The sequence below is a fragment of the Streptomyces malaysiense genome (assembly GCF_000980885.2).
GTDB lineage: Bacteria > Actinomycetota > Actinomycetes > Streptomycetales > Streptomycetaceae > Streptomyces > Streptomyces malaysiense.
Window position 1 is genome coordinate 1 of sequence record NZ_LBDA02000049.1, and the last position, 24,059, is coordinate 24,059.

21 protein-coding genes are annotated in these 24,059 nt (G+C 72.4%); 12 read left to right on the forward strand and 9 right to left on the reverse strand.

Annotated features, from left to right (window positions below; genetic code table 11):
• Positions 1 to 669: 669 nt before the first annotated feature.
• From VT52_RS20395 to VT52_RS20420, 6 genes are all read left to right on the forward strand, one after another.
• On the forward strand, positions 670 to 1,701 hold the full coding sequence (locus VT52_RS20395; RefSeq protein WP_079175152.1) for a TraR/DksA family transcriptional regulator: 1,032 nt from the start codon (positions 670 to 672) through the stop codon (positions 1,699 to 1,701).
• A gap of 67 nt (positions 1,702 to 1,768) precedes the next feature.
• A complete protein-coding gene (lspA, locus tag VT52_RS20400; protein ID WP_046423061.1) occupies positions 1,769 to 2,356 on the forward strand; it encodes a signal peptidase II in 588 nt (195 codons plus the stop codon).
• Between the two features lie 108 nt (positions 2,357 to 2,464).
• Positions 2,465 to 3,409, forward strand: coding sequence for an RluA family pseudouridine synthase (locus VT52_RS20405; RefSeq protein WP_046423063.1), 945 nt, complete (start codon positions 2,465 to 2,467; stop codon positions 3,407 to 3,409).
• The gene (locus VT52_RS20410) at positions 3,406 to 3,873 is read left to right on the forward strand and encodes a GNAT family N-acetyltransferase (RefSeq protein ID WP_046423064.1); all 468 of its coding nucleotides are present in this window, start codon (positions 3,406 to 3,408) and stop codon (positions 3,871 to 3,873) included. The genes VT52_RS20405 and VT52_RS20410 overlap by 4 nt, the downstream gene beginning before the upstream one ends.
• 130 nt (positions 3,874 to 4,003) lie before the next feature.
• Entirely contained in the window at positions 4,004 to 5,590 is a 1,587-nt protein-coding gene (locus VT52_RS20415; protein ID WP_046423066.1) for a Na+/H+ antiporter, read from the forward strand.
• A gap of 102 nt (positions 5,591 to 5,692) precedes the next feature.
• Positions 5,693 to 6,433: an SDR family NAD(P)-dependent oxidoreductase gene (locus VT52_RS20420; protein ID WP_046423068.1), complete on the forward strand. Its 741-nt coding sequence runs from the start codon at positions 5,693 to 5,695 to the stop codon at positions 6,431 to 6,433.
• Positions 6,434 to 6,465: 32 nt separating this feature from the next.
• Here the strand turns inward: VT52_RS20420 and VT52_RS20425 are convergent, their stop codons facing one another.
• Positions 6,466 to 7,572, reverse strand: a complete 1,107-nt coding sequence (locus tag VT52_RS20425; protein WP_046423070.1) for a mechanosensitive ion channel family protein — start codon at positions 7,570 to 7,572, stop codon at positions 6,466 to 6,468.
• A gap of 88 nt (positions 7,573 to 7,660) precedes the next feature.
• On the opposite strand from VT52_RS20425, the gene VT52_RS20430 reads away from it, so the two are divergent.
• Entirely contained in the window at positions 7,661 to 8,239 is a 579-nt protein-coding gene (locus VT52_RS20430; RefSeq protein ID WP_046423073.1) for a dienelactone hydrolase family protein, read from the forward strand.
• Between the two features lie 56 nt (positions 8,240 to 8,295).
• Here the strand turns inward: VT52_RS20430 and VT52_RS20435 are convergent, their stop codons facing one another.
• From VT52_RS20435 to VT52_RS20450, 4 genes are all read right to left on the reverse strand, one after another.
• Positions 8,296 to 9,966: an alkaline phosphatase D family protein gene (locus VT52_RS20435; RefSeq protein ID WP_046423075.1), complete on the reverse strand. Its 1,671-nt coding sequence runs from the start codon at positions 9,964 to 9,966 to the stop codon at positions 8,296 to 8,298.
• A gap of 204 nt (positions 9,967 to 10,170) precedes the next feature.
• Entirely contained in the window at positions 10,171 to 10,995 is an 825-nt protein-coding gene (locus VT52_RS20440) for a thioredoxin domain-containing protein (protein WP_046423076.1), read from the reverse strand.
• 70 nt (positions 10,996 to 11,065) lie between these two features.
• Entirely contained in the window at positions 11,066 to 11,749 is a 684-nt protein-coding gene (locus tag VT52_RS20445; RefSeq protein ID WP_046423079.1) for a hypothetical protein, read from the reverse strand.
• 68 nt (positions 11,750 to 11,817) lie between these two features.
• The gene (locus tag VT52_RS20450; protein ID WP_046423080.1) at positions 11,818 to 13,164 is read right to left on the reverse strand and encodes a DUF2252 domain-containing protein; all 1,347 of its coding nucleotides are present in this window, start codon (positions 13,162 to 13,164) and stop codon (positions 11,818 to 11,820) included.
• A gap of 222 nt (positions 13,165 to 13,386) precedes the next feature.
• Between VT52_RS20450 and dnaE the strand changes: the two genes are divergently transcribed.
• Positions 13,387 to 16,926 carry a DNA polymerase III subunit alpha gene (dnaE, locus tag VT52_RS20455; protein WP_046423081.1) on the forward strand — a complete coding sequence of 1,180 codons (3,540 nt, stop codon included), beginning with the start codon at positions 13,387 to 13,389 and terminating at the stop codon, positions 16,924 to 16,926.
• Positions 16,927 to 17,005: 79 nt separating this feature from the next.
• On the opposite strand, the gene VT52_RS20460 is transcribed toward dnaE, so the two are convergent.
• Complete coding sequence (locus VT52_RS20460) at positions 17,006 to 17,188, reverse strand: hypothetical protein (RefSeq protein WP_046423083.1); 183 nt, start codon at positions 17,186 to 17,188, stop codon at positions 17,006 to 17,008.
• A 225-nt stretch (positions 17,189 to 17,413) separates the two neighbouring features.
• Here VT52_RS20460 and VT52_RS20465 point away from each other — a divergent pair, with 225 nt between their 5' ends.
• The 4 genes from VT52_RS20465 to VT52_RS20480 all read left to right on the forward strand — a co-directional run bounded on the left by VT52_RS20465 (position 17,414) and on the right by VT52_RS20480 (position 21,591).
• On the forward strand, positions 17,414 to 18,634 hold the full coding sequence (locus tag VT52_RS20465; protein WP_046423085.1) for an NYN domain-containing protein: 1,221 nt from the start codon (positions 17,414 to 17,416) through the stop codon (positions 18,632 to 18,634).
• A 369-nt stretch (positions 18,635 to 19,003) separates the two neighbouring features.
• Entirely contained in the window at positions 19,004 to 20,017 is a 1,014-nt protein-coding gene (locus VT52_RS20470) for an ABC transporter ATP-binding protein (protein ID WP_046423087.1), read from the forward strand.
• 61 nt (positions 20,018 to 20,078) lie between these two features.
• The gene (locus tag VT52_RS20475; protein WP_046423090.1) at positions 20,079 to 20,900 is read left to right on the forward strand and encodes an ABC transporter permease; all 822 of its coding nucleotides are present in this window, start codon (positions 20,079 to 20,081) and stop codon (positions 20,898 to 20,900) included.
• 34 nt (positions 20,901 to 20,934) lie between these two features.
• Positions 20,935 to 21,591 (forward strand): hypothetical protein, encoded by a 657-nt coding sequence (locus VT52_RS20480; protein WP_046423092.1) that lies wholly within the window; start codon positions 20,935 to 20,937, stop codon positions 21,589 to 21,591.
• Between the two features lie 16 nt (positions 21,592 to 21,607).
• On the opposite strand, the gene ybaK is transcribed toward VT52_RS20480, so the two are convergent.
• The 3 genes from ybaK to VT52_RS20495 are packed head-to-tail and all read right to left on the reverse strand — an operon-like array spanning position 21,608 to position 23,958.
• The gene (gene ybaK, locus VT52_RS20485) at positions 21,608 to 22,108 is read right to left on the reverse strand and encodes a Cys-tRNA(Pro) deacylase (protein ID WP_046423094.1); all 501 of its coding nucleotides are present in this window, start codon (positions 22,106 to 22,108) and stop codon (positions 21,608 to 21,610) included.
• 12 nt (positions 22,109 to 22,120) lie between these two features.
• The gene (locus VT52_RS20490; RefSeq protein WP_046423096.1) at positions 22,121 to 22,861 is read right to left on the reverse strand and encodes an LON peptidase substrate-binding domain-containing protein; all 741 of its coding nucleotides are present in this window, start codon (positions 22,859 to 22,861) and stop codon (positions 22,121 to 22,123) included.
• A gap of 11 nt (positions 22,862 to 22,872) precedes the next feature.
• A complete protein-coding gene (locus VT52_RS20495; RefSeq protein ID WP_107481392.1) occupies positions 22,873 to 23,958 on the reverse strand; it encodes a hypothetical protein in 1,086 nt (361 codons plus the stop codon).
• Positions 23,959 to 24,059 lie beyond the last annotated feature (101 nt).

Genomic DNA, 24,059 nt, shown 5'->3' on the forward strand with positions numbered 1-24,059 from the left:
CCAGAAGTCGAGCACCGCGTGCTCAAGCGCGGGCAGGTCGACCTGGGCGGGCACCTGGCGGTATGTCGGCGCTGTCATCAGCGAGCATCCTCCAACGGACTTGCTTACTTCCGTCGGAGGGACGAGAGCTTCGATTCCCACGCCGTGTGCGGCGCGCTCCCGCGGTACCACCCTCCTTGGCCCGCCGCCGCGCGTCCCGGCCGCCGGTGAGCCCCCTCATTGGGTTCGCGAAACCGGTTCTACTGGCCTGGCCCTGCGGGTGCGGCTTTCTTCCGGCGGCTCCGGGGTGATCTTCGCGTCGCGCTCGCCCCCGGGCTTCCACCGTCCCCGGGTCGCTCTGGGCTGCGTACGCCGCTACTCGTCCCCATCCATGCTTCTCGCTCCGCCCAGTGTACGGCGCCGCGCGGACAGCGGCCGACCGCCTTTCGGGCCGGTGCCCGCGGGGGCCCGGGGCGGGCGTCCGATGCCCCGAATGGCACGGGTACGGGTGTGATGCCCGGTGTGGCGGATTACCCGGCGGGGAGCTGGGCACAACGGAGGCAGGCCCGTCGCGCGGGGGGTGCGGCCGGGCGAATCGGGCGGTGTGCCCCGTTGCCGCGGGAGGCAAGTCGATTTATCGTCCCAGCACGATTCGCGAGCGAGATCACCATTTGTGAAGGGGCCGCGGCCATGGTGGCGAGAGAGAGCGCGAAGAAGACCGCGGCCGGGAGGACGGGTACCGACAGGACCGCTGCCCACGAGGCCGCCGCCGGCCCGGCGGCGGAACGGAGAGCGGTGACCGAGGAGGGGGACGGGAAGGCGGTGGCCGGTAGGGCCGCCGCCGAGAAGGGAGCCGCCGTGAAGCCGGTCCTGGAGCAGACGGGCGCGGCCGAGGAGGCCGCCGCCCACCCGGTGGCGAGGAAGACGGCCGCCAGGGGGACGCCGGAGAAGAAGGCGGCGGCCGGGAGGACCGCGGCGGCCGCGCGCAAGACGGCCGCGACGCGGAAGAAGGCGGCCGGGGGAACGGCGGCCAAGAAGGCGGCGGCGAGGAAGGCGCCCGCCGGGAAGAGCGCGGCCGAGGACGCGACGGCCGGTGACAGGACGGCCGAGGGCACCCCCGGGGCGGGAACCGCCGACGGTAAGGCCGCGGCGAGGGCCGTGGCCCACAAGGCGGAGCCGGACGAGAAGAGCACGGCCAAGAAGGCGGGCGCGGCGCGGGCCGCGAAGCAGACAGGAGCCACGAAGGTGGTTGCGAAGAAGACCCCGGGCACGGCCACGGCGGACGACACAGCCCTTACCGAGGCGCGCCTCGCCGCCGCGGACCCCGGCGAGCTGGCGGTGCGCCCCGGCGAGGACCCCTGGACCGGGCAGGAGGTCGCCGAGGCGCGCGCGGAGCTCCAGTCCGAGATGGAGCGGCTGCGGCGGGAGATCAGCTCGTCCGAGGAGTCGCTGGTCGGCCTGATGCGCGACTCCGGGGACGGCGCCGGCGACGACCAGGCCGACACCGGGACCAAGAACATCACCCGTGAGCACGAGCTGGCGCTGGCCGCCAACGCGCGCGAGATGCTCACCCAGACCGAACGGGCGCTCGAACGGCTCGACGCGGGCACCTACGGCCTGTGCGAGAACTGCGGCAACCCCATCGGCAAGGCCCGGATGCAGGCCTTCCCGCGGGCCACCCTGTGCGTGGAGTGCAAGCAGAAGCAGGAACGCCGCTCCTGAGCGTGTGGGGCCGCCTGAGCGTGCCGTAGTCTCGTCCCCAGTCAGGTACCTAGGTCGAGGGACGCACGTGGCAGAGGCGGAGCGCATCATCAATACGCCGGACACCCCGCAGGACGGCGCACAGCAGGTCCCGGAGCGCGCGGAGGACCAGGCGCCGGAGCGGACCGGCCGTGGCCGCCGGATCGCCGTGCTGTTCGCCGTGGCCGCGTTCGCCTACGCGCTCGACCTGATCAGCAAGACCCTGGTGGTGGCCAAGCTGGAGGGCCACGCGCCGATCAAGCTGGTCGGGGACCTGCTGGAGCTGAACGCCATCCGCAACCCGGGCGCCGCCTTCGGCTTCGGGGCGGCCTTCACCGTGATCTTCACGGTGATCGCCGCGGCGGTGATCGTGGTGATCATGCGCCTGGCCCGCAAGCTCTACAGCTTCCCCTGGGCCGTCGCGCTCGGCCTGCTGCTCGGCGGCGCGCTCGGCAACCTCACCGACCGGATCTTCCGCGCCCCCGGGGTGTTCGAGGGCCAGGTCGTGGACTTCATCGCGCCGAAGGGCTTCGCGATCTTCAATCTCGCCGACTCGGCGATCGTGTGCGGCGGCATCCTGATCGTGCTGCTGTCCTTCCGCGGCCTGGACCCCGACGGCACGGTCCACAAGGACTGACGGCACGGCCCACGACGACCGACGACGCGGGCTCCGGCGGACCGGGGCCGCGGCCGGTTCTCCACAGGCCCGGTCAGGGCCGCCGTGCCCGTCCGGCATACTCGACGGGTGAGCACGATTCCCGAGATCCGTACCCTGCCCGTGCCCGACGGCCTGGAGGGCGAGCGCGTCGACGCCGCCATCTCCCGCATGTTCGGCTTCTCCCGCACGAAGGCGGCCGAGCTGGCCGCGGCCGGCAAGGTGCAGGTCGACGGCGCGGTCGTCGGCAAGTCCGAGCGGGTGCGCGGCGGCGCCTGGCTGGAGGTCGAGATGCCGCAGGCGCCCGCGCCGGTGCAGGTGGTCGCCGAGCCCGTCGAGGGCATGGAGATCGTGCACGACGACGACGACGTGGTCGTGATCGTCAAGCCGGTCGGCGTGGCCGCGCACCCCTCCCCGGGCTGGAGCGGACCGACCGTCATCGGCGGTCTCGCCGCCGCCGGCTACCGGATCTCCACCTCCGGCGCCGCCGAGCGCCAGGGCATCGTGCACCGCCTGGACGTGGGCACCTCCGGCCTGATGGTGGTCGCCAAGTCGGAGTACGCGTACACCTCGCTCAAGCGCCAGTTCAAGGAGCGCACGGTCGACAAGCGCTACCACACCCTGGTCCAGGGCCACCCGGACCCGACGAGCGGCACCATCGACGCCCCGATCGGCCGTCACCCCCACCACGACTACAAGTGGGCGGTCACCGCCGACGGCAAGCCCTCGGTGACGCACTACGACCTCATCGAGGCCTTCCGCGCCGCCTCCCTGCTCGACGTGAAGCTGGAGACCGGCCGCACCCACCAGATCCGCGTCCACATGGCCGCCCACCGCCACCCGTGCGTCGGCGACCTCACCTACGGCGCCGACCCCACCCTCGCCAAGCGGCTGCGCATCACCCGCCAGTGGCTGCACGCCGTGCGCCTCGGCTTCGAACACCCGGGCGAGGGCCGCTGGGTGGAGTTCGCCTCCGACTACCCCGAGGATCTCCAGCAGGCCCTCGACCTGGTCCGCGAGGAGACCTACGGATGACCGGGACCCCCACCGTCCGCGTCGCCGCGGACCCCGCCGACCTGGAGGCGTGCTTCGCGGTCCGCAAGGACGTCTTCGTCCAGGAGCAGGGCGTGGACGAGGCCATCGAGTACGACGTGTACGACGCCGCCGCCGTGCACGTGCTGGCCCTGGGCGCGGACGGCACCCCGCTGGGCACCGGGCGGCTGCTGACCGGCGAGGCGGCCGTCGCCAAGACCGGCGCGGACGCCTCCGTCGGCTCCCTCGGGCGGCTCGCGGTCTCCCGCCGGGCGCGCGGGCTCGGCATCGGCGCCGCCCTGGTGCGGGCCATCGAGGACGCGGCCCGCGCGCGTGGCCTGGCCGCGGTGGACCTGCACGCGCAGACCCAGGCGCTCGGTTTCTACGAGCGGCTCGGCTACGCGGCGTACGGACCGGAGTTCCTGGACGCCGACATGCCCCACCGGGCGATGCGCCGCGCCCTGTGACCACCGGGCGCACGAGCCGCTGAACGGGGGGCGGCGGCACCCTCCGGGCCGACGGGCACGGACGGCCGCCGGCCGGGCGGCATGGCAGGCTTGAAGCCCCGCGTCCCGTGCCGACCCCGGAGTGCCGTCCTTGGATCAGCTGGCCCTGTTGTTCGCCCTGCTGCTCGGGGCCCTGGTGAGCGTCCCGGTCGGCGACCGCCTCGGGGTGCCGGCCCCGGTGCTGATGACGCTGTTCGGCGGGGTCCTCGCGGTGGCCGACTTCGTGCCCAACGTGGACATCCCGCCCGAGCTGATCCTCCCCGGACTGCTGCCGCCGCTGCTGTACGCGGCCGTACGGCGCACCTCCTGGCGGCAGTTCGCGGCCAACAAGCGCCCGATCCTCACCCTGGCCGTCGCCCTGGTGTTCGTGACCATGGTGTGCGTCGCCCTCGTCGCCCACGCGATCGTGCCCGGCCTCTCGGTCGCCGCCGCCGTGGCGCTCGGCGCCCTGATCGCCCCGCCCGACCCGGTCGCCGCGACCAGCGTCGCCGGTCAACTGGGGCTGCCGCGCCGCCTGGTGTCCATCCTGGAGGGCGAGGGGCTGTTCAACGACGTCACGGCCATCGTGCTCTACCACGTGGCGATCGCCGCCGCGGTGAGCGGCCTGTTCTCGCCCTGGCGCGCCGGGCTCGCGCTGGTGCTGTCCGCCGTGGTGGCGGTGGCCGTGGGGCTGCTGCTCGGCTGGGGCGCCAACCGGCTGATGGACCTGCTGGGGGACCCCACGCTCCAGATCGGCCTGACCCTGCTGGTGCCGTACGCCTCCTACGTGCTCGCGGAGAAGCTCCAGGGCTCCGGCGTGCTCGCCGTGCTCACCACGGCCCTCTACCTCTCCGAGTACGCCACCGGCGCCGACGACGTGATGACCCGGCTGGCCGGACACACCTTCTGGGACATCATCGACACCCTCGTCACGGGCGTCGCCTTCGGGCTGATCGGCCTGGAACTGCACAACGCGATCCGCACGGCCAGCGGACGCTGGGGCGAACTGCTCGGCTGGGCCGCCGCCGTCGCCGGTGTGGTGATCGTCGTACGGCTGCTGTGGCTGCTCCCGGCGACCTGGCTGACCAAACGGCTGCACGCCCGGCGCGACGTGGAGGAGGAGATCCCGGCGAGCTGGCGGGAGACGGTCGTGATGTGGTGGTCCGGGATGCGCGGGGTGGCCTCGGTCGCGCTGGCGCTGGCCATCCCGCTGGAGACCGACGCCGGCAAGCCCTTCCCGGACCGGGGCGAGATCGTCTTCATCGCCTTCGGAGTGATCGTCGCCACCCTGGTGCTCCAGGGCCTCACCCTGCCGTGGCTGGTCAAACGGCTGCGGGTGCGGGCCGACGCCGAGCGGGAGAAGGAGTACGAGAAGGATCTGGCGGTCCGCGCGGCCAAGGCGGCCAAGCGCCGGCTGCGGGAGATCGAACAGGTGGAGGACCTGCCCGAGGAGCTGTCCGAGCAGATGCTGCGGCAGGCCTTCGACATCGGCATCCGGATCAGCCCCGACATGGGTGAGGAGGAGCGCCGCGAGGCACAGCACCAGCGGGCCAAGCGGCTGAAGCGGATCCGGCGCATCCAGGGCGAGATGCTCAGCGCGGCCCGGCACGAGGTGCTCGCCGCGCGCAGCGAGCCGGGCATGGACCCGGAGATCGTGGACCGGATCCTGCGCCACCTCGATGTGCGCAGCCTGCGCTAGCCAGGTCCTGTCCCGGGAGGCTGTGCGTCTGCGGTCACACAAACGTACGGGGACTGTGGACAAGCGGAAGCGCCCTCCGCCGCGGACTCCTACTCTCGGATCATGAATCGCAACATCGTGATCAGCGGAGGCGGTACGGGCATCGGGCTGGCGACGGCACGGGCCTTCGCCGCGGACGGGGACCGGGTGCTGCTCCTCGGGCGGCGCGCGCGGGTGCTGGAGGAGGCCGGGGTGCCGGGGGCGCTCACGCACGCGGCCGACCTCGCCGAGCCCGCCGACGTGCGGGAGGTCGCCCGCCTCGTCGCCCGGGAGTTCGGCACCGTCGACGTGCTCGTGCACGGCGCCGGGGGCTCCGGCGGCCTGGAGCCCCCGGCCGGCGGCGAGGACCCCCTCGACCGGGTGGCCCACGCCTGGACCGTCGCCTTCAGACTCAACACCCTGACCGCGGTGCTGCTCACCGAGGCCCTCCGGGACCGGCTCGCCGAGCCCGGCGGCCGGGTGCTCTTCCTCAGCTCCATCGCCGCCTACCGGGGCTCGGGCAGCGGCGCCTACGCGGCCGCCAAGGCCGGACTGCACCCCTACGCCCACGATCTGGCCCGCAGGCTCGGCCACCGGGGCATCACGGTGAACGTGGTCGCGCCCGGCTATGTCGAGGACACCGGCTTCTTCGGCGACGGCATGTCCGAGGAGCGGCGCGGGCAGCTCGTGGCCGAGACCTCCACCGGCCGGGCCGGCGAGCCGGGGGACGTGGCGTCCACCCTGCACTGGCTGGCCTCGCCCGCCGCCGGGCACATCACCTCACAGATCATCCAGGTCAACGGAGGCGCCGAACGCGGACACTGAGCCGGTCGGCATGGCCGCCGGCCCCGTCCCGCTCAGCTTTTGCCGGTGCGCGGGAACTCGTACGCCTTGCGCAGGGAGTGACGGTCCGGGGACGGGACGCGGTGGGGCGGCGGCACCGCGTCCGCGGTGTTGACCCGGGGCAGCGCGTAGGGGTGCTCCGCGGACAGCCAGGTGATCATCTGCTCGCGGACCGCGACCCGCACCGTCCAGATGTCGTCGGCGTCCTTCGCGGTCACCAGCGCGCGCACCTCCATGGTGTTGGCGGTGGAGTCGGTCACCACCAGGTTGGAGGCCCGGCCGTCCCAGGCCGGGCACTGGCGCAGGATGTCGCGCAGCTTCTCGCGCATCGCCTCCAGGGGCGCGCTGTGGTCGAGCTGCCAGAAGACGATCCCGGTCATCTGCGGGGTGCCCCGCGACCAGTTCTCGAAGGGGTTGGAGGTGAAGTACGACACCGGCATGGTGATCCGGCGCTCGTCCCAGGTCCGCACCGTCAGAAAGGTCAGGGTGATCTCCTCGATCGAGCCCCACTCGCCGTCCACGACCACGGTGTCGCCGATGCGGACCATGTCGCCGAAGGCGATCTGGAGTCCCGCGAACAGGTTCGACAGCGTCGACTGCGCGGCGACACCGGCCACGATGCCGAGAACACCGGCCGAGGCCAGCAGCGAGGCGCCCGCCGCGCGCATCGCCGGGAAGGTCAGCAGCATCGCGGCCACCGCGACCACGCCGACGATCGCCGAGACCACCCGCATGATCAGTGTGACCTGGGTGCGCACCCGCCGTACCCGCGCCGCGTCGTGGTGGGCGCGCGCGTAGCGGCTGTACGTCGTCTCGACCACGGCCCCCGCGATCCGGATCACCAGCCACGCCGCGGCACCGATCAGCACCAGCGTCAGGGTCCGCCCGACCCCGTCCCGGTGCTCCTCGAACAGCTCCGCCTCGTCGTAGGAGCCTCTGAGCAGGGCGGCCCACAGGACCAGCTGGTACGGGACGCGGGCGCGCCGCAGCAGGTCCCACAGGGGGGTCTCGGGGTGGCGTTCGTCCGCTTTGCGCAGCAGTACGTCCGTGGCCCAGCCGATGAGGACGGTCAGGAACACGGACGCGCCGACCACGATCACGGGACGCAGTACGGTCTCCATGCCTTGGAACGTAACCGGCTGCGGCGCTCGCGAACCTGTGATTTGTCCCGCTCCGGGGCCGGACCCCCGGGACTGGCACCATGGGCTCATGAACATCATGCTCTTTCACTCGACCTACGGGCTCAGGCCCGCGGTGCGCGACGCCGCCGACCGGTTGCGCGCGGCCGGCCACGAGGTGTGGACGCCGGACCTCTTCGAGGGGCGGACGTTCGGCACCGTCGAGGAGGGCATGGAGTTCAGCGACGGGATCGGCAAGGAGGAGCTGCTGAAGCGGGCCGTGCTGGCGGCGGCGCCGTACTCCGAGCGGGGGCTGGTCTACGCCGGGTTCTCGCTCGGTGCCTCCGTGGCGCAGACCCTCGCCCTCGGCGACGACAGGGCGCGCGGACTGCTGCTTCTGCACGGCACCTCGGACATCGCGCCGAACGCGCATGTGGACGAGCTGCCGGTGCAGCTGCACGTGGCCGAGCCGGACCCGTTCGAGACGGACGACTGGCTCGGCGCCTGGTACCTCGGGATGGGCCGGGCGGGCGCCGATGTGGAGGTCTACCGGTATGCCGGGGCCGGGCATCTGTACACCGACCCGGACCTCCCGGACCACGACGCGCAGGCCGCCGAGGCGACCTGGCGCGTGGCGCTCGGCTTCCTCGACGGCCTGCGGTCGGCCTAGGGCCTCTCGCTTGGATCATGCCGGGCCCTGATCCGGCCTGATCCGAACGGAAGACCCTAGACCGGGTCGTAGGCGCGCTCGACCTTCTGCGTGCCGGTGCGGGTGCGGTACGAGCGCTCCCACTTGGCGGTGGCGTTCGGGTCGGTGCGGTCGGAGAGGACGTAGTAGTCCATCTGGGCGCGCTCGGTGGTGATGTCGAGCACGCCGAAGCCGTGCCGGTCGGTGTCCACCCAGTGGACGTGCCGGTTGGCGGCCTCGATGAGCGGCGCGGCGACCGCGGAGACGAAGCCCTCGGGGACCTTGACGATGTCGTCGAGGTTGTCGGAGGTCACCGAGGTGATGACGAACTCGGTGGCGGCCGACTCCGACAGCGGGTAGGTGCCGGCGTCCACCGGCACGTCGTTGGCCCATGACATGTGGATGTCACCGGTCAGGAAGACGGTGTTGCCGATGTCGTTCGAGGTCAGGTGGTCGAGGAGTTCCCGGCGGTCGTGGGTGTAGCCGTCCCACTGGTCGGTGTTGACGCCTATGCCGCCCTGCGGCAGGTCGAGCAGCTTGGCGAGCGGCTTGAGCAGGTCCGCGGTGAGGGAGCCGATGACGAACGGCGCGATCATCACCGAGTTGCCGACCAGGCGCCACTTGGTGTCGGACGCCTTCAGGCCCGCCTTCAGCCAGTCGAGCTGGGCCCGGCCGGTGATGGTGCGGCTCGCGTCGTCCACCGCGCCGCTGGTGCCGGACACCTGCTGGGAGCGGAAGGAGCGCAGGTCCAGCAGGGACAGGTCGGCGAGCCTGCCGAAGCGCAGCCGCCGGTAGGTGGTGCCCTCGATCGCCGGGCGCACCGGCATCCACTCGAAGTAGGCCTGCTTGGCGGCGGCCTTGCGGGCGGTCCAGGTGCCCTCGGCGCCCTCGGTGTGGTTGACCGCGCCGCCCGACCACGCGTTGTCGGCGAACTCGTGGTCGTCCCAGATCGCGATGACCGGCGCCTTCAGGTGCAGGGCCTGGAGGTCGGCGTCGGTCTTGTACTTGCCGTGCCGGGTGCGGTAGTCGGCGAGCGTGATGATCTCGTTGGTGGGGGCGTGCTGCCGGATCACCTTGCCGCGGGCCGCGTACTCGCCGGACTTGTACTCGTAGATGTAGTCGCCGAGATGCAGCCAGGCGTCGAGGTCGTTCCGGGCGGCGAGGTGGCGGTACGAGGAGAAGTAGCCGGCCTCCCAGTTGGCGCAGGTGACCACGCCGAAGCGGAGCCCGGAGACGTCCGCGGTGGCGGCCGGGGCGGTGCGGGTGCGCGCGACGGGGGAGTCGGTGCCGCCGGAGGAGAACCGGAACCAGTAGTCGGTGGCCGGCCGGAGACCGCGGATGTCGGCCTTCACGGTGTGGTCCGAGGCGGCCGTCGCGGTGGTGGAGCCCTTGCTGACGACCTGGGTGAGCGCCTTGTCGGTGGCGACGACCCAGCTCACCACGGTGTCCGGGCCGATGCCGGAACCGGGAGTCGCGTCCGGGGTCGGGGTGACACGGGTCCACAGCAGGATGCCGTCGGGCAGCGGGTCACCGGAGGCCACACCGTGCAGGAAGGCGGGTGCCTGACCGGCGGCGCGGGCCGGAAGGGCGGCGGCGAGCGGCCCGGCCAGCACAGCGGTCGCCGCCGCGGCCTTGACGACCGTACGGCGGCGGGGGGAAGGGGAGTTGAGGCCCTGGGAGGCGGGCAGTGATCTGTTTCGACTGGTCACGGCCGATCAGGTTACCGATCGGTAGAACAAAAGAGCGGGCGAACAGGGAATGTTCGCCCGCTCTTCACCCGGCCGTCGGGTTTCGTCCGGCCGCCGAGCACCTTTGGCCGCCCTGGACGGTGAACGTCCGTCAGAGGCGCTTCGGGGACGGGCGCGCCGGCGCGGGGACGCCCGCCTTCGCCGGCGTCCCCGCACGGTGCCCGCCTACTTGCCCAGGGCCTTCTGGAGCGCGGTGTCGAACTCACCGACCGACATGGGGGCGTTCTGGCCGTCGCTGCCGGTCAGCTTCTTGCCGTCCATGAGAAGGGTGGGGGTGCCGCCGAAGCCGTACTTCTTCCCGTCCGCGTTGAACTTGTCGTTCATGAGCAGCGCCCACTTGTCGAACGTGCCCTTCTTGACGTCGTTCTGGAACGCCTTGTTGCCCTTGAGCGCGCCGACCGTGTCGGCCACCTTGATCAGGTAGGCGTCGTCCTTGAACTTGTCGTCCTGCTCGTCCGGGTGCCACTTGGTGGAGTAGAGCGCGGCCTTGTACTCCAGGAACGCCTCGGGGCTGACGTTCAGCGCGGCACCGAGGGCGCTCAGCGCGTTCTTCGAGCCCTCGCCGGGGATGTTCACGTCGATGAAGGTGGCTCCGACGTACTGGAGCTTGAACTTGCCGTCGTCGACGTCCTTCTTCACCGTCGAGCCCACGGTCTCCTCGAACTGGGCGCAGACCGGGCAGCGCGGGTCCTCGTACGTCACGAGGGTCTTCTTGGCGGTGCTCTTGCCGATGACGACGGTCGTGCCGTCCGCCCCGGTGGTGTTGGCCGGCTTCACCAGCTTCTGGTTCCGCACGGCGTCCCACCCGGTGGGCTTGTTGGCCTGGACGACCGCGTAGCCGATGCCGCCCGCGGCGGCCAGGACGACCACGATGCCGCCGGCCACGAACGCCTGGCGCCTCGCCTTGTCGCGCTTGGCCTGGCGCTCGCGCTCCATGCGCAGCCGCTCCCGGGCCGCCGTCTTCGACGCCTGGCTGTTCCGCTTGCTCATCTGGGTCTTCTCCCTGGGGGTCGCGCAGCTGTCCTGCGCGGGATACGGGTGGGGGACTGGTACGCGTCGCTCACCACGAGGCGAGCGCGGCGGAGCGCGGTGGTCCACGCCGTCCCAGGGAATGCGCGAGAAGCCGGTCGAGGGCGGTGGCCCGGCGTGGGGCCGGGCGGGGCGGGCGCCCCTGGGGCAGGGGCCGTGCGGCGACCGCGGCCACCGCGAGGAGCAGCGGCCGGAAGGAGGCGGCGGCCACCGCGCGCAGCAGCTGCGCCAGGGCCCGCTCGCCCCGGCGCAGCCAGGCGGCGGCCAGCAGGCCCACGCCGATGTGCGCGGCGAGCAGCAGCCAGGCGGTGGCCGGAGAGGCGTGCGCCAGTACCCCGGCGGCCTGGCCGCGGCTCACCTGGGCCAGCGGACCGCCCACCGCGCCGCCGTGGCACAGCAGGTCGAAGCCGAAGGAGTGCAGGGGGCCGGCGACCGGGCCGCCCGCTTGGCCGTAGCAGGTCTGCTGGCCGGTGGTGAACACCGTGTCCGCGGCCAGTTCCAGCGGGACCAGCAGGGCGGCGATCCGGCCGAAGCCGCGCTCGCGGCCCGCCAGCGCGTACGCGCCGGCGAAGACGCCGGCCGCGACCGCGGCCACGGTCGCGGCGGGCAGCGGGGTCCGGGACAGCAGCACGTGCGACGCGGTGCCGAGGGTCACGACGAAGGCCGTGAACAGCACCGCGCGAACGGCTCTGAGGTGGGTCCCGGATATGTCCATAGCGAAAGCAGAGTCTGTCATGAACCGGAGTAAGGGACCCCTAAAGGGGGCCTGTGAGTACGCGCACGCTACCGCCTTTCCGTGACTGTCCACAGCCCCGGGATCCGGCCGCTCCGGAACAGCTCCACGAAGATGCGGTGGTCCGCACGGGCCCGCGCGCCGTAGGTGTGCGCGAAGTCCACCAGCAGGGGCGCGAAGCCCTCCTCGTCGGCAGCGATCGCCGCGTCGACGGCCCGCTCGGTGGAGAAGGGCACCAGGGAGTCGCCGGAGGTCTCGTCCGCCGCCGCGTGCATGGTCGCCGTGGCCCGGCCCAGGTCGGCCACGACCAGCGCGATCTCCTCCGGGTCGTCGAGGTCGCTCCAGTCCAGGCCGACCGCGTACGGCGAGACCTCGGCGACCAGCTGGCCCGCGCCGTCCAGCTCGGTCCAGCCCAGCCAGGGGTCGGGGTGCGCCTGGAGGGCGCGCTGGGACATCACCGTGCGGTGGCCCTCGTGCCGGAAGCACCGGGCGACGGCCGGGTCGGTGAGGTGCCGGGAGACGGCCGGGACCAGTGCCTGCCTGACGCGGATCACGACGTCGTTCTCCAGGGCGTCGCTGTGGCCCTCCAGGAGGATGTCGTACGACGGCAGCCCGGCGGAGCCGATGCCGGCGCCCCGGCGGCCCACGACGTCCTTGACCCGGTAGGAGTCCGGGCGGGCGAGGGAGGAGTCCGGCAGCGTCTCCAGATAGCCGTCGAAGGCCGCGAGGATCTTGTAGCGGTCGGCCGCGTCCAGTTCGACGGTGCCGGGACCCGATGCGAACCGGCGTTCGAAGTCGCGGATCTCGGTCATCGAGTCCAGCAGCTCGGACCGGGTGCGGGAGCGGGCCGCGCGCAGCGCGCCGAGCAGCGGGCCCTCCGCGGTGTCCAGGGTGAACGGCGGCACCTCGTCGCTCTTGGCGCCGGTGGCCAGGGCGTGGATCCGCTCCCGGTACGCGTCCGCGTAGACCGTCACCACATCGGTGATCTGTCCGTCGCTCAGCGCCTTGGCGTACCCGAGGAGCGCGACCGAGGCGGCGAAGCGCTTCAGGTCCCAGGTGAAGGGGCCGACGTACGCCTCGTCGAAGTCGGCGACGTGGAACACCAGGCGGCCGTTCGAGTCCATGTAGGTGCCGAAGTTCTCCGCGTGCAGGTCGCCGTGGATCCACACCCGCGAGGTGCGGTCGTCCAGGTAGGGTCCGCCCCGCCGTTCGGCCTCGATGTCGTGGTAGAAGAGGCACGCCGCGCCCCGGTGGAAGGCGGACGCCGAGGCGGCCATCTTCCGGAACTTCACCCGGAACGCGGCCGGGTCGGCGGCCAGGAGCCTGCCGAAGGCGGTGTCGAACACGGCGAGGATCTCCTCACCGCGCTGCTCGTCACTGAGCTCGGGGACCGACATCGCGGGATGCCTCCTGGTGCGGGAGTGGTGCGTCACTGTGCGTCCATGGATACGACAGCGCTTTCGCCGTCTCCAACGGGCGACGCCGCGCGGGAGTGCCCGGTTCCCGCCCGGCCGTGCGCGGGGACCGACTCCGGCCGTCAGCGCCAGGGCATAGGATTCGAGGCTGTCCCCCGAGTGTCCGCCCGCCGTCGCCTGACGTTCTCCGCTGGAGGCCGAACCGTGTCAAAGCCGCCGTTCACGCACCTGCACGTCCACACCCAGTACTCGCTGCTGGACGGTGCCGCGCGGCTGAAGGACATGTTCAACGCCTGCAATGAAATGGGCATGACGCACATCGCCATGTCCGACCACGGCAACCTCCACGGCGCGTACGACTTCTTCCACACCGCCCAGAAGTCGGGGATCACTCCGATCATCGGGATCGAGGCCTATGTCGCCCCCGAGTCCCGGCGCAACAAGCGCAAGATCCAGTGGGGCCAGCCGCACCAGAAGCGCGACGACGTCTCCGGTTCCGGTGGTTACACCCACAAGACGATGTGGGCGGTGAACCGGACCGGTCTGCACAACCTCTTCCGGCTGTCCTCCGACGCGTACGCCGAGGGCTGGCTCCAGAAGTGGCCCCGGATGGACAAGGAGACCATCGCCCAGTGGTCCGAGGGCATCGTCGCCTCCACCGGCTGCCCCTCCGGCGAGCTCCAGACCCGGCTGCGCCTCGGCCAGTTCGACGAGGCCCTGAAGGCCGCCGGCGAGTACCAGGACATCTTCGGCAAGGACCGGTACTTCCTGGAGTTGATGGACCACGGCATCGACATCGAGCACCGGGTCCGCGACGGCCTCCTGGAGATCGGCAGGAAGCTCGGCATCCCCCCGCTGGTCACGAACGACTCGCACTACACATACGCCCACGAGGCGACCGCCCATGACGCGCTGCTGTGCATCCAGACCGGCAAGAACCTCTCCGACCCGGACCGCTTCAAGTTCGACGGCACCGGCTACTACCTGAAGTCGACGGACGAGATGTACGCCATCGACTCCTCGGACGCCTGGCAGGAGGGCTGCGCCAACACGCTCCTGGTGGCCGAGATGGTGGACACCACCGGCATGTTCGAGAAGCGCGACCTGATGCCGAAGTTCGACATCCCCGAGGGCTACACCGAGGTCACCTGGTTCAAGGAGGAGGTCCGCCGCGGCATGGAGCGCCGCTTCCCCGGCGGCATCCCCGAGGACCGCCAGAAGCAGGCCGACTACGAGATGGACGTCATCATCTCGATGGGCTTCCCGGGCTACTTCCTCGTGGTCGCCGACTTCATCATGTGGGCCAAGAACAACGGCATCGCGGTCGGCCCCGGCCGGGGCTCCGCGGCCGGCTCGATCGTCGCCTACGCCATGGGCATCACCGACCTCGACCCGATCCCGCACGGCCTGATCTTCGAGCGGTTCCTCAACCCCGAGCGCATCTCCATGCCCGATGTCGACATCGACTTCGACGAGCGCCGGCGCGTCGAGGTGATCCGGTACGTGACGGAGAAGTACGGCGCCGACAAGGTCGCCATGATCGGCACCTACGGCACCATCAAGGCCAAGAACGCGATCAAGGACTCGGCGCGCGTGCTGGGCTACCCGTACGCGATGGGCGACCGCATCACCAAGGCCATGCCCGCCGACGTCCTCGGCAAGGGCATCCCGCTGTCCGGCATCACCGACCCGCAGCACCCCCGCTACTCGGAGGCGGGCGAGGTCCGGGGCATGTACGAGAACGAACCGGACGTCAAGAAGGTCATCGACACCGCACGCGGCGTGGAGGGCCTGGTCCGGCAGATGGGTGTGCACGCGGCCGGCGTGATCATGTCCAGCGAGACCATCACCGATCACGTACCGGTCTGGGTCCGGCACACCGACGGCGTGACCATCACGCAGTGGGACTACCCGAGCTGCGAGTCGCTCGGCCTGCTGAAGATGGACTTCCTGGGTCTGCGCAACCTCACGATCATGGACGACGCGGTCAAGATGGTGAAGGCCAACAAGGGCCTCGACATCGACCTGCTGTCCCTGCCGCTGGACGACCCCAAGACCTTCGAACTGCTCCAGCGCGGCGACACCCTCGGCGTCTTCCAGTTCGACGGCGGCCCCATGCGCTCGCTGCTGCGGCTGATGAAGCCCGACAACTTCGAGGACATCTCCGCCGTGTCGGCCCTGTACCGGCCGGGCCCGATGGGCATGAACTCCCACACGAACTACGCGCTGCGAAAGAACGGGCAGCAGGAGATCACGCCGATCCACCCCGAGCTGGAGGAGCCGCTCAAGGAGGTCCTGGACGTCACCTACGGCCTGATCGTCTACCAGGAGCAGGTGCAGAAGGCCGCGCAGATCATCGCCGGGTACTCGCTCGGCGAGGCCGACATCCTGCGCCGCGTGATGGGCAAGAAGAAGCCCGAGGAACTGGCGAAGAACTTCACCATCTTCCAGGGCGGCGCCCGCAAGAACGGCTACAGCGACGAGGCCATCCAGGCGCTGTGGGACGTGCTGGTCCCGTTCGCCGGCTACGCGTTCAACAAGGCGCACTCGGCGGCGTACGGCCTGGTGTCGTACTGGACCGCCTACCTCAAGGCCAACCACCCCGCCGAGTACATGGCCGGCCTGCTGACCTCCGTCAAGGACGACAAGGACAAGTCGGCGGTCTACCTGAACGAGTGCCGCCGCATGGGCATCCGGGTGCTCCCGCCGAACGTGAACGAGTCGGAGTCCAACTTCGCCGCCCAGGGCGACGACGTGATCCTCTTCGGCCTCTCCGCGGTGCGCAACGTCGGCACCAACGTGGTCGAGTCGATCATCAGGTGCCGCAAGGCCAAGGGGAAGTACGCCTCCTTCCCCGACTACCTCGACAAGGTCGAGGCGGTCGTCTGCAACAAGCGCACCACCGAATCGCTGATCAAGGCCGGTGCGTTCGACACCATGGGGCACACCCGCAAGGGCCTCACCGCGCAGTACGAGCCGATGATCGACAACGTGGTCGCGGTCAAGCGCAAGGAGGCCGAGGGCCAGTTCGACCTCTTCGGCGGCATGGGCGACGACACCGCGGACGAGCCCGGCTTCGGTCTCGACGTGCAGTTCGCCGAGGACGAGTGGGACAAGACCTATCTGCTCGCCCAGGAGCGGGAGATGCTCGGTCTGTACGTCTCCGACCACCCGCTGTTCGGGCTCGAACACGTGCTGTCCGACAAGGCCGACGCGGGCATCTCCCAGCTCACCGGCGGCGAGCACGCGGACGGCGCGGTGGTCACCATCGGCGGCATCATCTCGGGCCTGCAGCGCAAGATGACCAAGCAGGGCAACGCCTGGGCGATCGCCACCGTCGAGGACCTCGCCGGCTCCATCGAGTGCATGTTCTTCCCGGCCACCTACCAGCTGGTGTCGACCCAACTGGTCGAGGACGCCGTGGTGTTCGTCAAGGGCCGTCTCGACAAGCGCGAGGACGTGCCCCGGCTCGTCGCCATGGAGCTGATGGTCCCGGACCTGTCCAACGCGGGCGCCAACGCGCCGGTGGTCCTCACCATCCCGGCGACCCGGGTCACCCCGCCCATGGTCAGCCGCCTCGGTGAGATCCTCAGCCACCACAAGGGCGACAGCGAGGTGCGGATCAAGCTCCAGGGGCCCCGCAAGACCACGGTGCTGCGCCTGGACCGGCACCGGGTCAAGCCCGACCCGGCGCTCTTCGGCGACCTGAAGGTGCTGCTCGGCCCGTCCTGCCTGGCCGGCTGAGCCGGCTCCCGGCAGCGTGAGAGGGGCGCACCCGCCATGGGCGCGCCCCTCCTTTCACGCAACAGGCGTCAATCGCCCTTTAGTTGTGGCCGAAGCTCTTCTGCTTCTTGCCGCGCCCGGTATCACCGGAACTGCCCTGGATGTGGGTGACCGGGGACTCGTGGGCCTCCGTGGTGTGCTGCGTCTGCTCGTGAGTCTGGCCGGCGTGCTGCGCGGCGCGGTTCTGCGAGCCACCCTGCTTGCGGTTCTTGTTCTTGGCCATGGTGATCTGCCTCCTGCGGGGGATCTAGGGGCCAGGGCCGGATTCAGATTCACATACGCTGACATCAATCGCATGTCGGACAATTACCCTGCGTGACAGGGTAGGTTGGCGGGTAACAGCCGCAAACGCCACGCCGAAGATCGAGTTCGGGCCGTTAACCCCCGCGCGGTCGGGCAGACTCGAAGGAAGTCCGAAGCAAAGCCTCCCGGGAAGAGGGTGAGTCGCGTGGACCGCTGCATCGTCCTGGTGGACGCCGGGTATCTGCTGGGCGCAGCCGCCAGTCTCCTCGCGGGCGAGCCCTCGCGGTCCCGGATCACCGTCGACCACACCGCACTGATCCAGGCGCTGCGCGACCGCGCCGAGTCCGACACCGAGCGGCCCCTGCTGCGCATCTACTGGTTCGACGGCGCCCCCGACCGGGTTCCCCAGCCCGAGCACCGCCGGCTGCGGGTCATGCCCCGGGTCACCGTCCGCCTCGGCGCCCTCACCCGCAGCGACGGACGCTGGGCCCAGAAGGGCGTGGACGCCGCCATGCACGCCGAACTGACCGAACTGGCCCGCAACCGTGCCTGCTCCGACGTCGTCCTCGTCACCGGCGACGGCGATCTGCTGCCGGGCATGATGGCGGCCAAGGAGCACGGCGTCGCCGTACACCTGTGGGCCGTACAGGCCGCCGACGGCGACTACAACCAGTCCGAGGACCTGGTCGCCGAGGCCGACGAGCGGCGCGTCCTGGACCGGGCCTGGATCACCCAGGCCGTCCGGGCCAAGGAACTGACCGGTGTGTGCGCCCCGCAGCCGGTGCCCCGCCCCGAGATCGCCGCGATCCTGTCCGCGCCGCTGCCCGAGTCCGCGCTCGCCGCGGCCGCCGAGCGCCCCGCCGAACAGGAGCCGCACCCGCCGGCCGGGGCCACCGGGAACGGCGGCCAGGAGCGGGTGCCCGCGCCCAAGGGCGTCCCCACCCCCAAGGACCTCGCCGCGCTGCGTGCCCCCGGCGCCGTCCAGCCCGCCCAGCAACCGGCCGGCGCGACCCTGCGCTGGTCCTCCGACAAGGGCTGGGTGGACCGGCCCGGCGCGGTGGCCGAACCGGCCGAGGCCGCCGCGATGCCGACCCTCGCCCAGCTCACCACGGCCGAGCAGCGCTGGGCGGACCGCGAGGAGGACATCACCACCGTCGGCGGTGATCCCTACGAGGTGGGTCAGGTCTTCGCCCGCCGCTGGATGTCCCGGCTCGGCGACCAGAGCCATCTCCAGCGGCTGTCCCAGATGTACCCGCGCATCCCGCACCGCATCGACGGGGAGCTGCTGCGCTACGCCGCGCGCTTCGGGCTGCTCGCGCACAAGGACGACCAGATCGACGAGCACGACCGTTACGCCATCCGGGCGGGCTTCTGGCGGGAGTTCGACGTCCCGGCCGCCGCGGAGCACGCGAGCGCGGGGGAGTGAGACGGCGCCGGGCGCACGGGAGCGGCGCGGGAGACCGGGCCGCGCGCCGGGCGGGCGCGGCCGGGCGCGGGGCGGGGCGGACCGGTGCGGTGGGGCGTGAGCCGGGGCGGGGCGGGTGCGCGGCCGGGGACGAGTCCTGACCGGACCGGCGGCGGTCCGGCGTGCGGCCGAGGCGAACCGGCGTGCGGCGGAGCCCGGGTCCGGGGCGGGACGAGCCCGGGACCCCGCGTGCGGCCGGGACGGCGCCGCGGTGGGCCCGGGGCACTGCGGACCGGGGTCCCGCGCGCGGACCGGGGCGCCGTCCGGCCGGCCGCGGTCCGGGCGGCCCCAAAGGCGGGTAAAGGCACCGACCCCGTACCCTCTTCCCTTGTGAGTACGCGCGTGGGACAGGCACTTCGGCAGGACGAGGTCGTCCGCGTGCGCGGGCTCGCCAAGACCTACCCGGCCGTCAAGGGCCGCCGCGGCGCACCCGGCACCCCCGAGGTGCGGGCCACCGAGGCCCTGGAGCTGACGGTACGGCGCGGGGAGATCTTCGGGCTGCTCGGCCCCAACGGCGCCGGCAAGTCCACCCTCGTACGGCAGCTCACCGGGCTGCTGCGCCCCGACAGGGGCAGCGTCGAGATCCTCGGCCACGACATCGTGCGCCACCCCGAGCGGGCCGCCCGCCTCCTCGCCTACCTGGGCCAGGAGTCCACCGCCCTGGACGAGCTGACCGTCTCCCTCGCCGCCGAGACCACCGGGCGTCTGCGCGGCCTGGACGTGACCCGGGCACGGGCCGAGCGGGACGCCGTACTGGAGGAGCTGGGGCTCACCCCGATCGCCGGGCGACCGCTGAAGAAGCTGTCCGGCGGCCAGCGCCGGCTCGCCACCTTCGCCGCCGCCCTCGTCGGCGAGCGCCCCCTGCTGGTCCTCGACGAGCCGACCACCGGCATGGACCCGGTGGCCCGGCGCGCGGTCTGGTCGGCCGTGGACCGGCGACGCGCCGAGCACGGCACGACCGTCCTCCTCGTCACCCACAACGTCATCGAGGCCGAGACCGTGCTCGACCGGGTCGCCGTGCTCGACCGGGGCCGGGTCATCGCCTGCGACACCCCCACCGGACTGAAGGAGCGGGTCGCGGGCGAGGTCCGGGTGGAACTGGTGTGGCGGGAGCGGGCGCCGCTGGACGTGCCCGAGGTCGCCGCGCTGCGCGAACGCGCGGTGGAGGCCGGCCGGCGCTGGACGCTGCGGCTCGCGCCCGAGGAGGCCCGCGCCGCCGTCGCCACGGTGACCGGCGGCGCCGCCTTCGCCGCCCTGGACGACTTCACCCTGGCCACGCCCAGCCTGGAGGACGTCTATCTGGCCCTCGGCGGCGCCGCCCGGCAGGGGCTGGTGAAGGCATGAGCGCACGGGACGTACGCAGCGGGGTCGGTGCGACTGCCGTAGGGAAGAGGAGCAGCTCGTCGTGAGTGTCGTACCCGCGCAGGTTCTGCCGGACACAGCCCGCGGCGTGCCGGAGGCGGGGCCGGCCGCGGCCGAGCTCGCCCCCGCGGCGCGGCTGTGGCCCGCGCTGGTGGCCGTGTACCGGGCGCAGCTGTCCCGGGCCCGGGTGGCGCGGATCCCGCTGCTGTTCGTGGCGACCTTCCAGTCCATCGGCATCACCGTGATGATGCGCGGTGTCGTCGGCAACGGCTTCGAGGCGCGGTCCGTGGTGGCCGGCTCGTCCGTGCTGGTCGTCGCGTTCGTCGCACTCAATCTGCTGGCCCAGTACTTCGGGCAGCTGCGGGCCGGCGGCGGGCTCGACCACTACGCCACGCTGCCGGTGCCGCCCGCCTCGGTGGTGCTGGGCACGGCGGCGGCGTACGCCTCCTTCACCCTGCCCGGGACGCTGGTGACCGCCGTCTTCGGCTGCGTCCTGTTCGGGCTGCCGCTGGCCAACCTGTGGGTGCTGCTGGCCGTCGTGCCGCTCGCCGGGGCCGCGCTGTCCGGGCTCGGCGCGGCGCTCGGCCTGCTGGCGCCCCGCCCCGAGCTGGCCACGCTGCTCGGGCAGCTGGGCATGTCCGCGGCGTTGCTGCTCGGAGTGCTGCCGCCCGACCGGATGCCGGAGATCATCCGGCTGGCGCGGGACCTGCTGCCCTCCACCTACGGCGTGGAGGCGTACGCCCGCACCTTCGGCGCCCACCCGGACTGGGCCGTCGTCCTCGCTGACCTGGGGGTGTGCGCGGGGGTCGGGGTGGTCTCGCTGGCCGTGGCCGCGTGGGCCTACCGCAGGGCCGCCGTCCGGTGACGCGGCGCACAGGCCGACCTGGCACGATGGCAGGGTGACCGCACCGCTGAATCCGCCCCCGCCCCCGCACGACCACTCCGCGCACCAGGTCTGGCAGGCGCCGCCCGCCGGGGCGCCGATGGCGGGCGCCTACGAAGAGGACGGCCCCGGGATGAAGACCGAAGCGCGCGAGGCCGCCGTGATCACCGTGCTGGTGACGGTGTGCGGAGCGCTGCTCGGGCTGCTGTGGTGGCGGCTGGCACCCCAGGTGCCGCTGGTCGGCGACCAGTCGGGCAACAGCTGGGTGGTCTATCTCAAGGACACCGAGGGCGAGCAGGCGATCGGCGTGGACGGCACGTTCACCCTGCTGGCGCTCGCGTTCGGCGCGGTGAGCGGGCTCGCCGCGTTCCTGTGGCGCAGGCGCGGCGGCGTACCGCTGGTCGTCGGCCTGGCGCTCGGCGGACTGCTCGGCTCCCTGCTGGCCTGGCGGCTCGGCGTGTGGCTCGGTCCCACGTCCGACGTGATCGCCCATGCCCGAGCGGTCGGCAAGGGAGTCACCTTCCCGGCCCCGCTGCGTCTGGGGGCGAAGGCCGCGCTGCTGTCCTGGCCGTTCGCCGCGGTGCTGGTCCATCTCGGCCTGACCGCCCTGTTCGGCCCCCGCGACCCCGAGCCCCAGCACCCGGGCGAGGTGCCGCTCACGCCCGCGCCGTAGGCGGGCCGGCGCCGTCTCAGCCCCGTCCGATGGGCGCCCGCACCGCTCCCGTCAGCTCCGCCAGGTCGCCCGGCGCCAGCTCCACCTCCAGGCCCCGCCGCCCCGCCGACACACAGATCGTGGCGTGGCCGAGGGCCGAGTCGTCCAGGACGGTGCGGAGCCTCTTGCGCTGGCCGAGCGGGGAGATCCCGCCGCGGACGTAGCCGGTGGTGCGTTCGGCCAGGGCCGGGTCGGCCATGGCGGCGCGCTTGCCGCCCACCGCCGAGGCGAGGGCCTTCAGATCGAGGGTGCCCGCGACCGGGACGACGCCGACGACGAGGTCGCCGTCCACGTCGGCCACCAGCGTCTTGAAGACGCGGTCGGGGGAGACGCCCATCGCCTCCGCGGCCTCCTCGCCGTAGGAGGGGTGGGCGGGGTCGTGGTCGTAGGCGTGGACCGTGAACTCCACGCCCGCCGCGCTCAGCGCGACCGTCGCCGGGGTCCCCCCGGACTGCTGCTTCCTGGGCTTCTTCGCCATGAGGATGTGGACTCAGTTCAGACTGGTCGGCGTCCGCGTCAGCTCGAACGCGGGCAGCGACGGCAGATTACGGATGATGGCGGTCTCGCCGCGCAGGAGCCGCAGCTCGTCGCGCAGCCGGGAGGCGGTGTCCGGTGCCTGGAGCAGCCGCTGCTTGGTCGGCGTGTCGTGCACCATCGCGGCCGCCACCAGGTACGACACCACGCTCGGATCGTCCGGCAGTTCCGCGCTGGTGGCGAGCGACCGCTCCCGTGCCCCCGCCAGCCGCTTCTGGTACTGCCTGAAGGCCCGCAGCACGCCCTCCGCGAGCGCTCCCGCCTCGTCGCCGGGCTCCTCCGGCAGCTCCTCCAGCTCGGCCGTCAGATACGGCCCCGAGGCGTCCACCGACAGCAGCCGCACCCGGGTCGTACCGGTCGCGAGCACCTCGAAGGCACCGCCGGCGCGCTCCCGGATGGTCGCCGCGTCCGCGATGCAGCCCATCTGGTGGAAGGACTTGAGCGGGTCCGGGCCGAAGCCCGCGGCCGGGCCCCGCTCGGGCTCAGCCGTGGGGTCGGGCATGCCGGGGGCGCTGGGCGCCACCTCGTACCCGTCGCGGATGGCCACGACGGCGAACCGCCGCGGCTCCTCCTCGGGGGTCTTCAGCAGCTCGCGCATCATGGCGCGATAACGCTCCTCGAAGACGTTGAGCGGCAGCACGAGTCCCGGGAAGAGGACCGTGTTCAGCGGGAAGAGCGGCAGACGGACGGTGGTCACGGCGCCCCAGCCTAATGGTCTGCGGGGCGGGCGTGTCGGCGGTGTCCGGGCGAAAGGTCCTCGGGCGCCGGCAGCAGCACGGACAGAGCGGGCGCCCCGCCCCCCGACAGCAGCTGCTCGCGCAGCCGCAGGAAGTGGCCGAGCGGGTCGTCCGAGAACCGGTCCCAGGGGCAGGAGGTCACATAGGGGCCGATCAGCCGCACCAGGGCGCGGGCGTCGTCGGGGCGGTCCAGGCGCAGCAGGACGTAGAGCAGCTTGTTGCGCACCCCGGCGGGCTCCGGATCGGCCGCCGCGAACCGCGCCGACAGGGCTATCGCGCGGTCGGCCGCGGAGTCCAGCCGCCGCCGGGGCACCCCGGGTCCGCCGCCCTCGGTCAGATAGCCGTAGGCGGCCCACGCGGGCAGCACCTGCACCAGCGAGTCCGCCGGAGCGTCCTGCGCGGCCAGCTCGGCGAAGTCGAAGCAGGCGCGGTGCGCGGTGCTCGGCACGTGCGGGGCGTCCCCGAAGCGGACGCAGCAGAACGCGCCCAGATAGCGCAGGGCGGCCACGTGGCAGCCGTAGTGGTGCGGGGCTCGGCGCAGCGCCGCCTCCCACAGTTCCTCGAAGTAGCGGTGCCCGGCCCGTGAGCCGCGCGCGTGGTCCAGCGCGATCCGCCAGGGCACCGGGTCCCGGTCGTCGGCCCGCGCGGCGGCCGTGATCAGCGGGCTGACCTCGCGCAGCAGTTCGGCGCGGGCCGGCGAGGACCACACCCGGTCCACCGCCAGCTGGGCCGCCACCAGCAGGGAGCCGGGGTCGTCCGGCTCGGCCGCCCGCCAGTCCTCGAACCACTCGGTGCGCAGCCGGGCGAAGGCGGCCAGCCGCCGGGCGTACCGGTCGTGGTCCTCCCACTCGGACGCGGCCCGGGTGCCCGCCAGCAGCTCGGCCGCGTCCCGGTACTCGCCCCGCCCGGCGGAGACCAGCGCGGGCGAGAGCCGCTCGTCGGGCGCGTCGAGCACGGCCTCGTCCCCGGAAGGAATCGTTCCGGCCGGGCGCGCGGCACGTCGGGACATCCGGGAGCGGCGGAGGAACGAGGGCAGCGCAACCATGGTGCGGACCATTGAAAGTCCGCAGGTCGGGGCTGCGCCAGAGGCTTGGGGGAAGTCGCGGAAGGTTGTACGGCCAAGGGTCAAGGACCGGCAAAGGGTGGCTGTTCGCTTTC

Excerpts from the sequence above, each read along its gene's own strand:
- VT52_RS20425 (WP_046423070.1), bottom strand. The coding sequence starts at position 7,572 with ATGGAGACCGTACTGCGTCCCGTGATCGTGGTCGGCGCGTCCGTGTTC.
- VT52_RS20410 (WP_046423064.1), top strand. The coding sequence starts at position 3,406 with ATGACCGGGACCCCCACCGTCCGCGTCGCCGCGGACCCCGCCGACCTG.
- VT52_RS20395 (WP_079175152.1), top strand. The coding sequence starts at position 670 with ATGGTGGCGAGAGAGAGCGCGAAGAAGACCGCGGCCGGGAGGACGGGT.
- VT52_RS20430 (WP_046423073.1), top strand. The coding sequence starts at position 7,661 with ATGAACATCATGCTCTTTCACTCGACCTACGGGCTCAGGCCCGCGGTG.
- VT52_RS20420 (WP_046423068.1), top strand. The coding sequence starts at position 5,693 with ATGAATCGCAACATCGTGATCAGCGGAGGCGGTACGGGCATCGGGCTG.
- VT52_RS20440 (WP_046423076.1), bottom strand. The coding sequence starts at position 10,995 with ATGAGCAAGCGGAACAGCCAGGCGTCGAAGACGGCGGCCCGGGAGCGG.
- VT52_RS20495 (WP_107481392.1), bottom strand. The coding sequence starts at position 23,958 with ATGGTCCGCACCATGGTTGCGCTGCCCTCGTTCCTCCGCCGCTCCCGG.
- VT52_RS20445 (WP_046423079.1), bottom strand. The coding sequence starts at position 11,749 with ATGGACATATCCGGGACCCACCTCAGAGCCGTTCGCGCGGTGCTGTTC.
- VT52_RS20450 (WP_046423080.1), bottom strand. The coding sequence starts at position 13,164 with ATGTCGGTCCCCGAGCTCAGTGACGAGCAGCGCGGTGAGGAGATCCTC.
- ybaK (WP_046423094.1), bottom strand. The coding sequence starts at position 22,108 with ATGGCGAAGAAGCCCAGGAAGCAGCAGTCCGGGGGGACCCCGGCGACG.
- VT52_RS20460 (WP_046423083.1), bottom strand. The coding sequence starts at position 17,188 with ATGGCCAAGAACAAGAACCGCAAGCAGGGTGGCTCGCAGAACCGCGCC.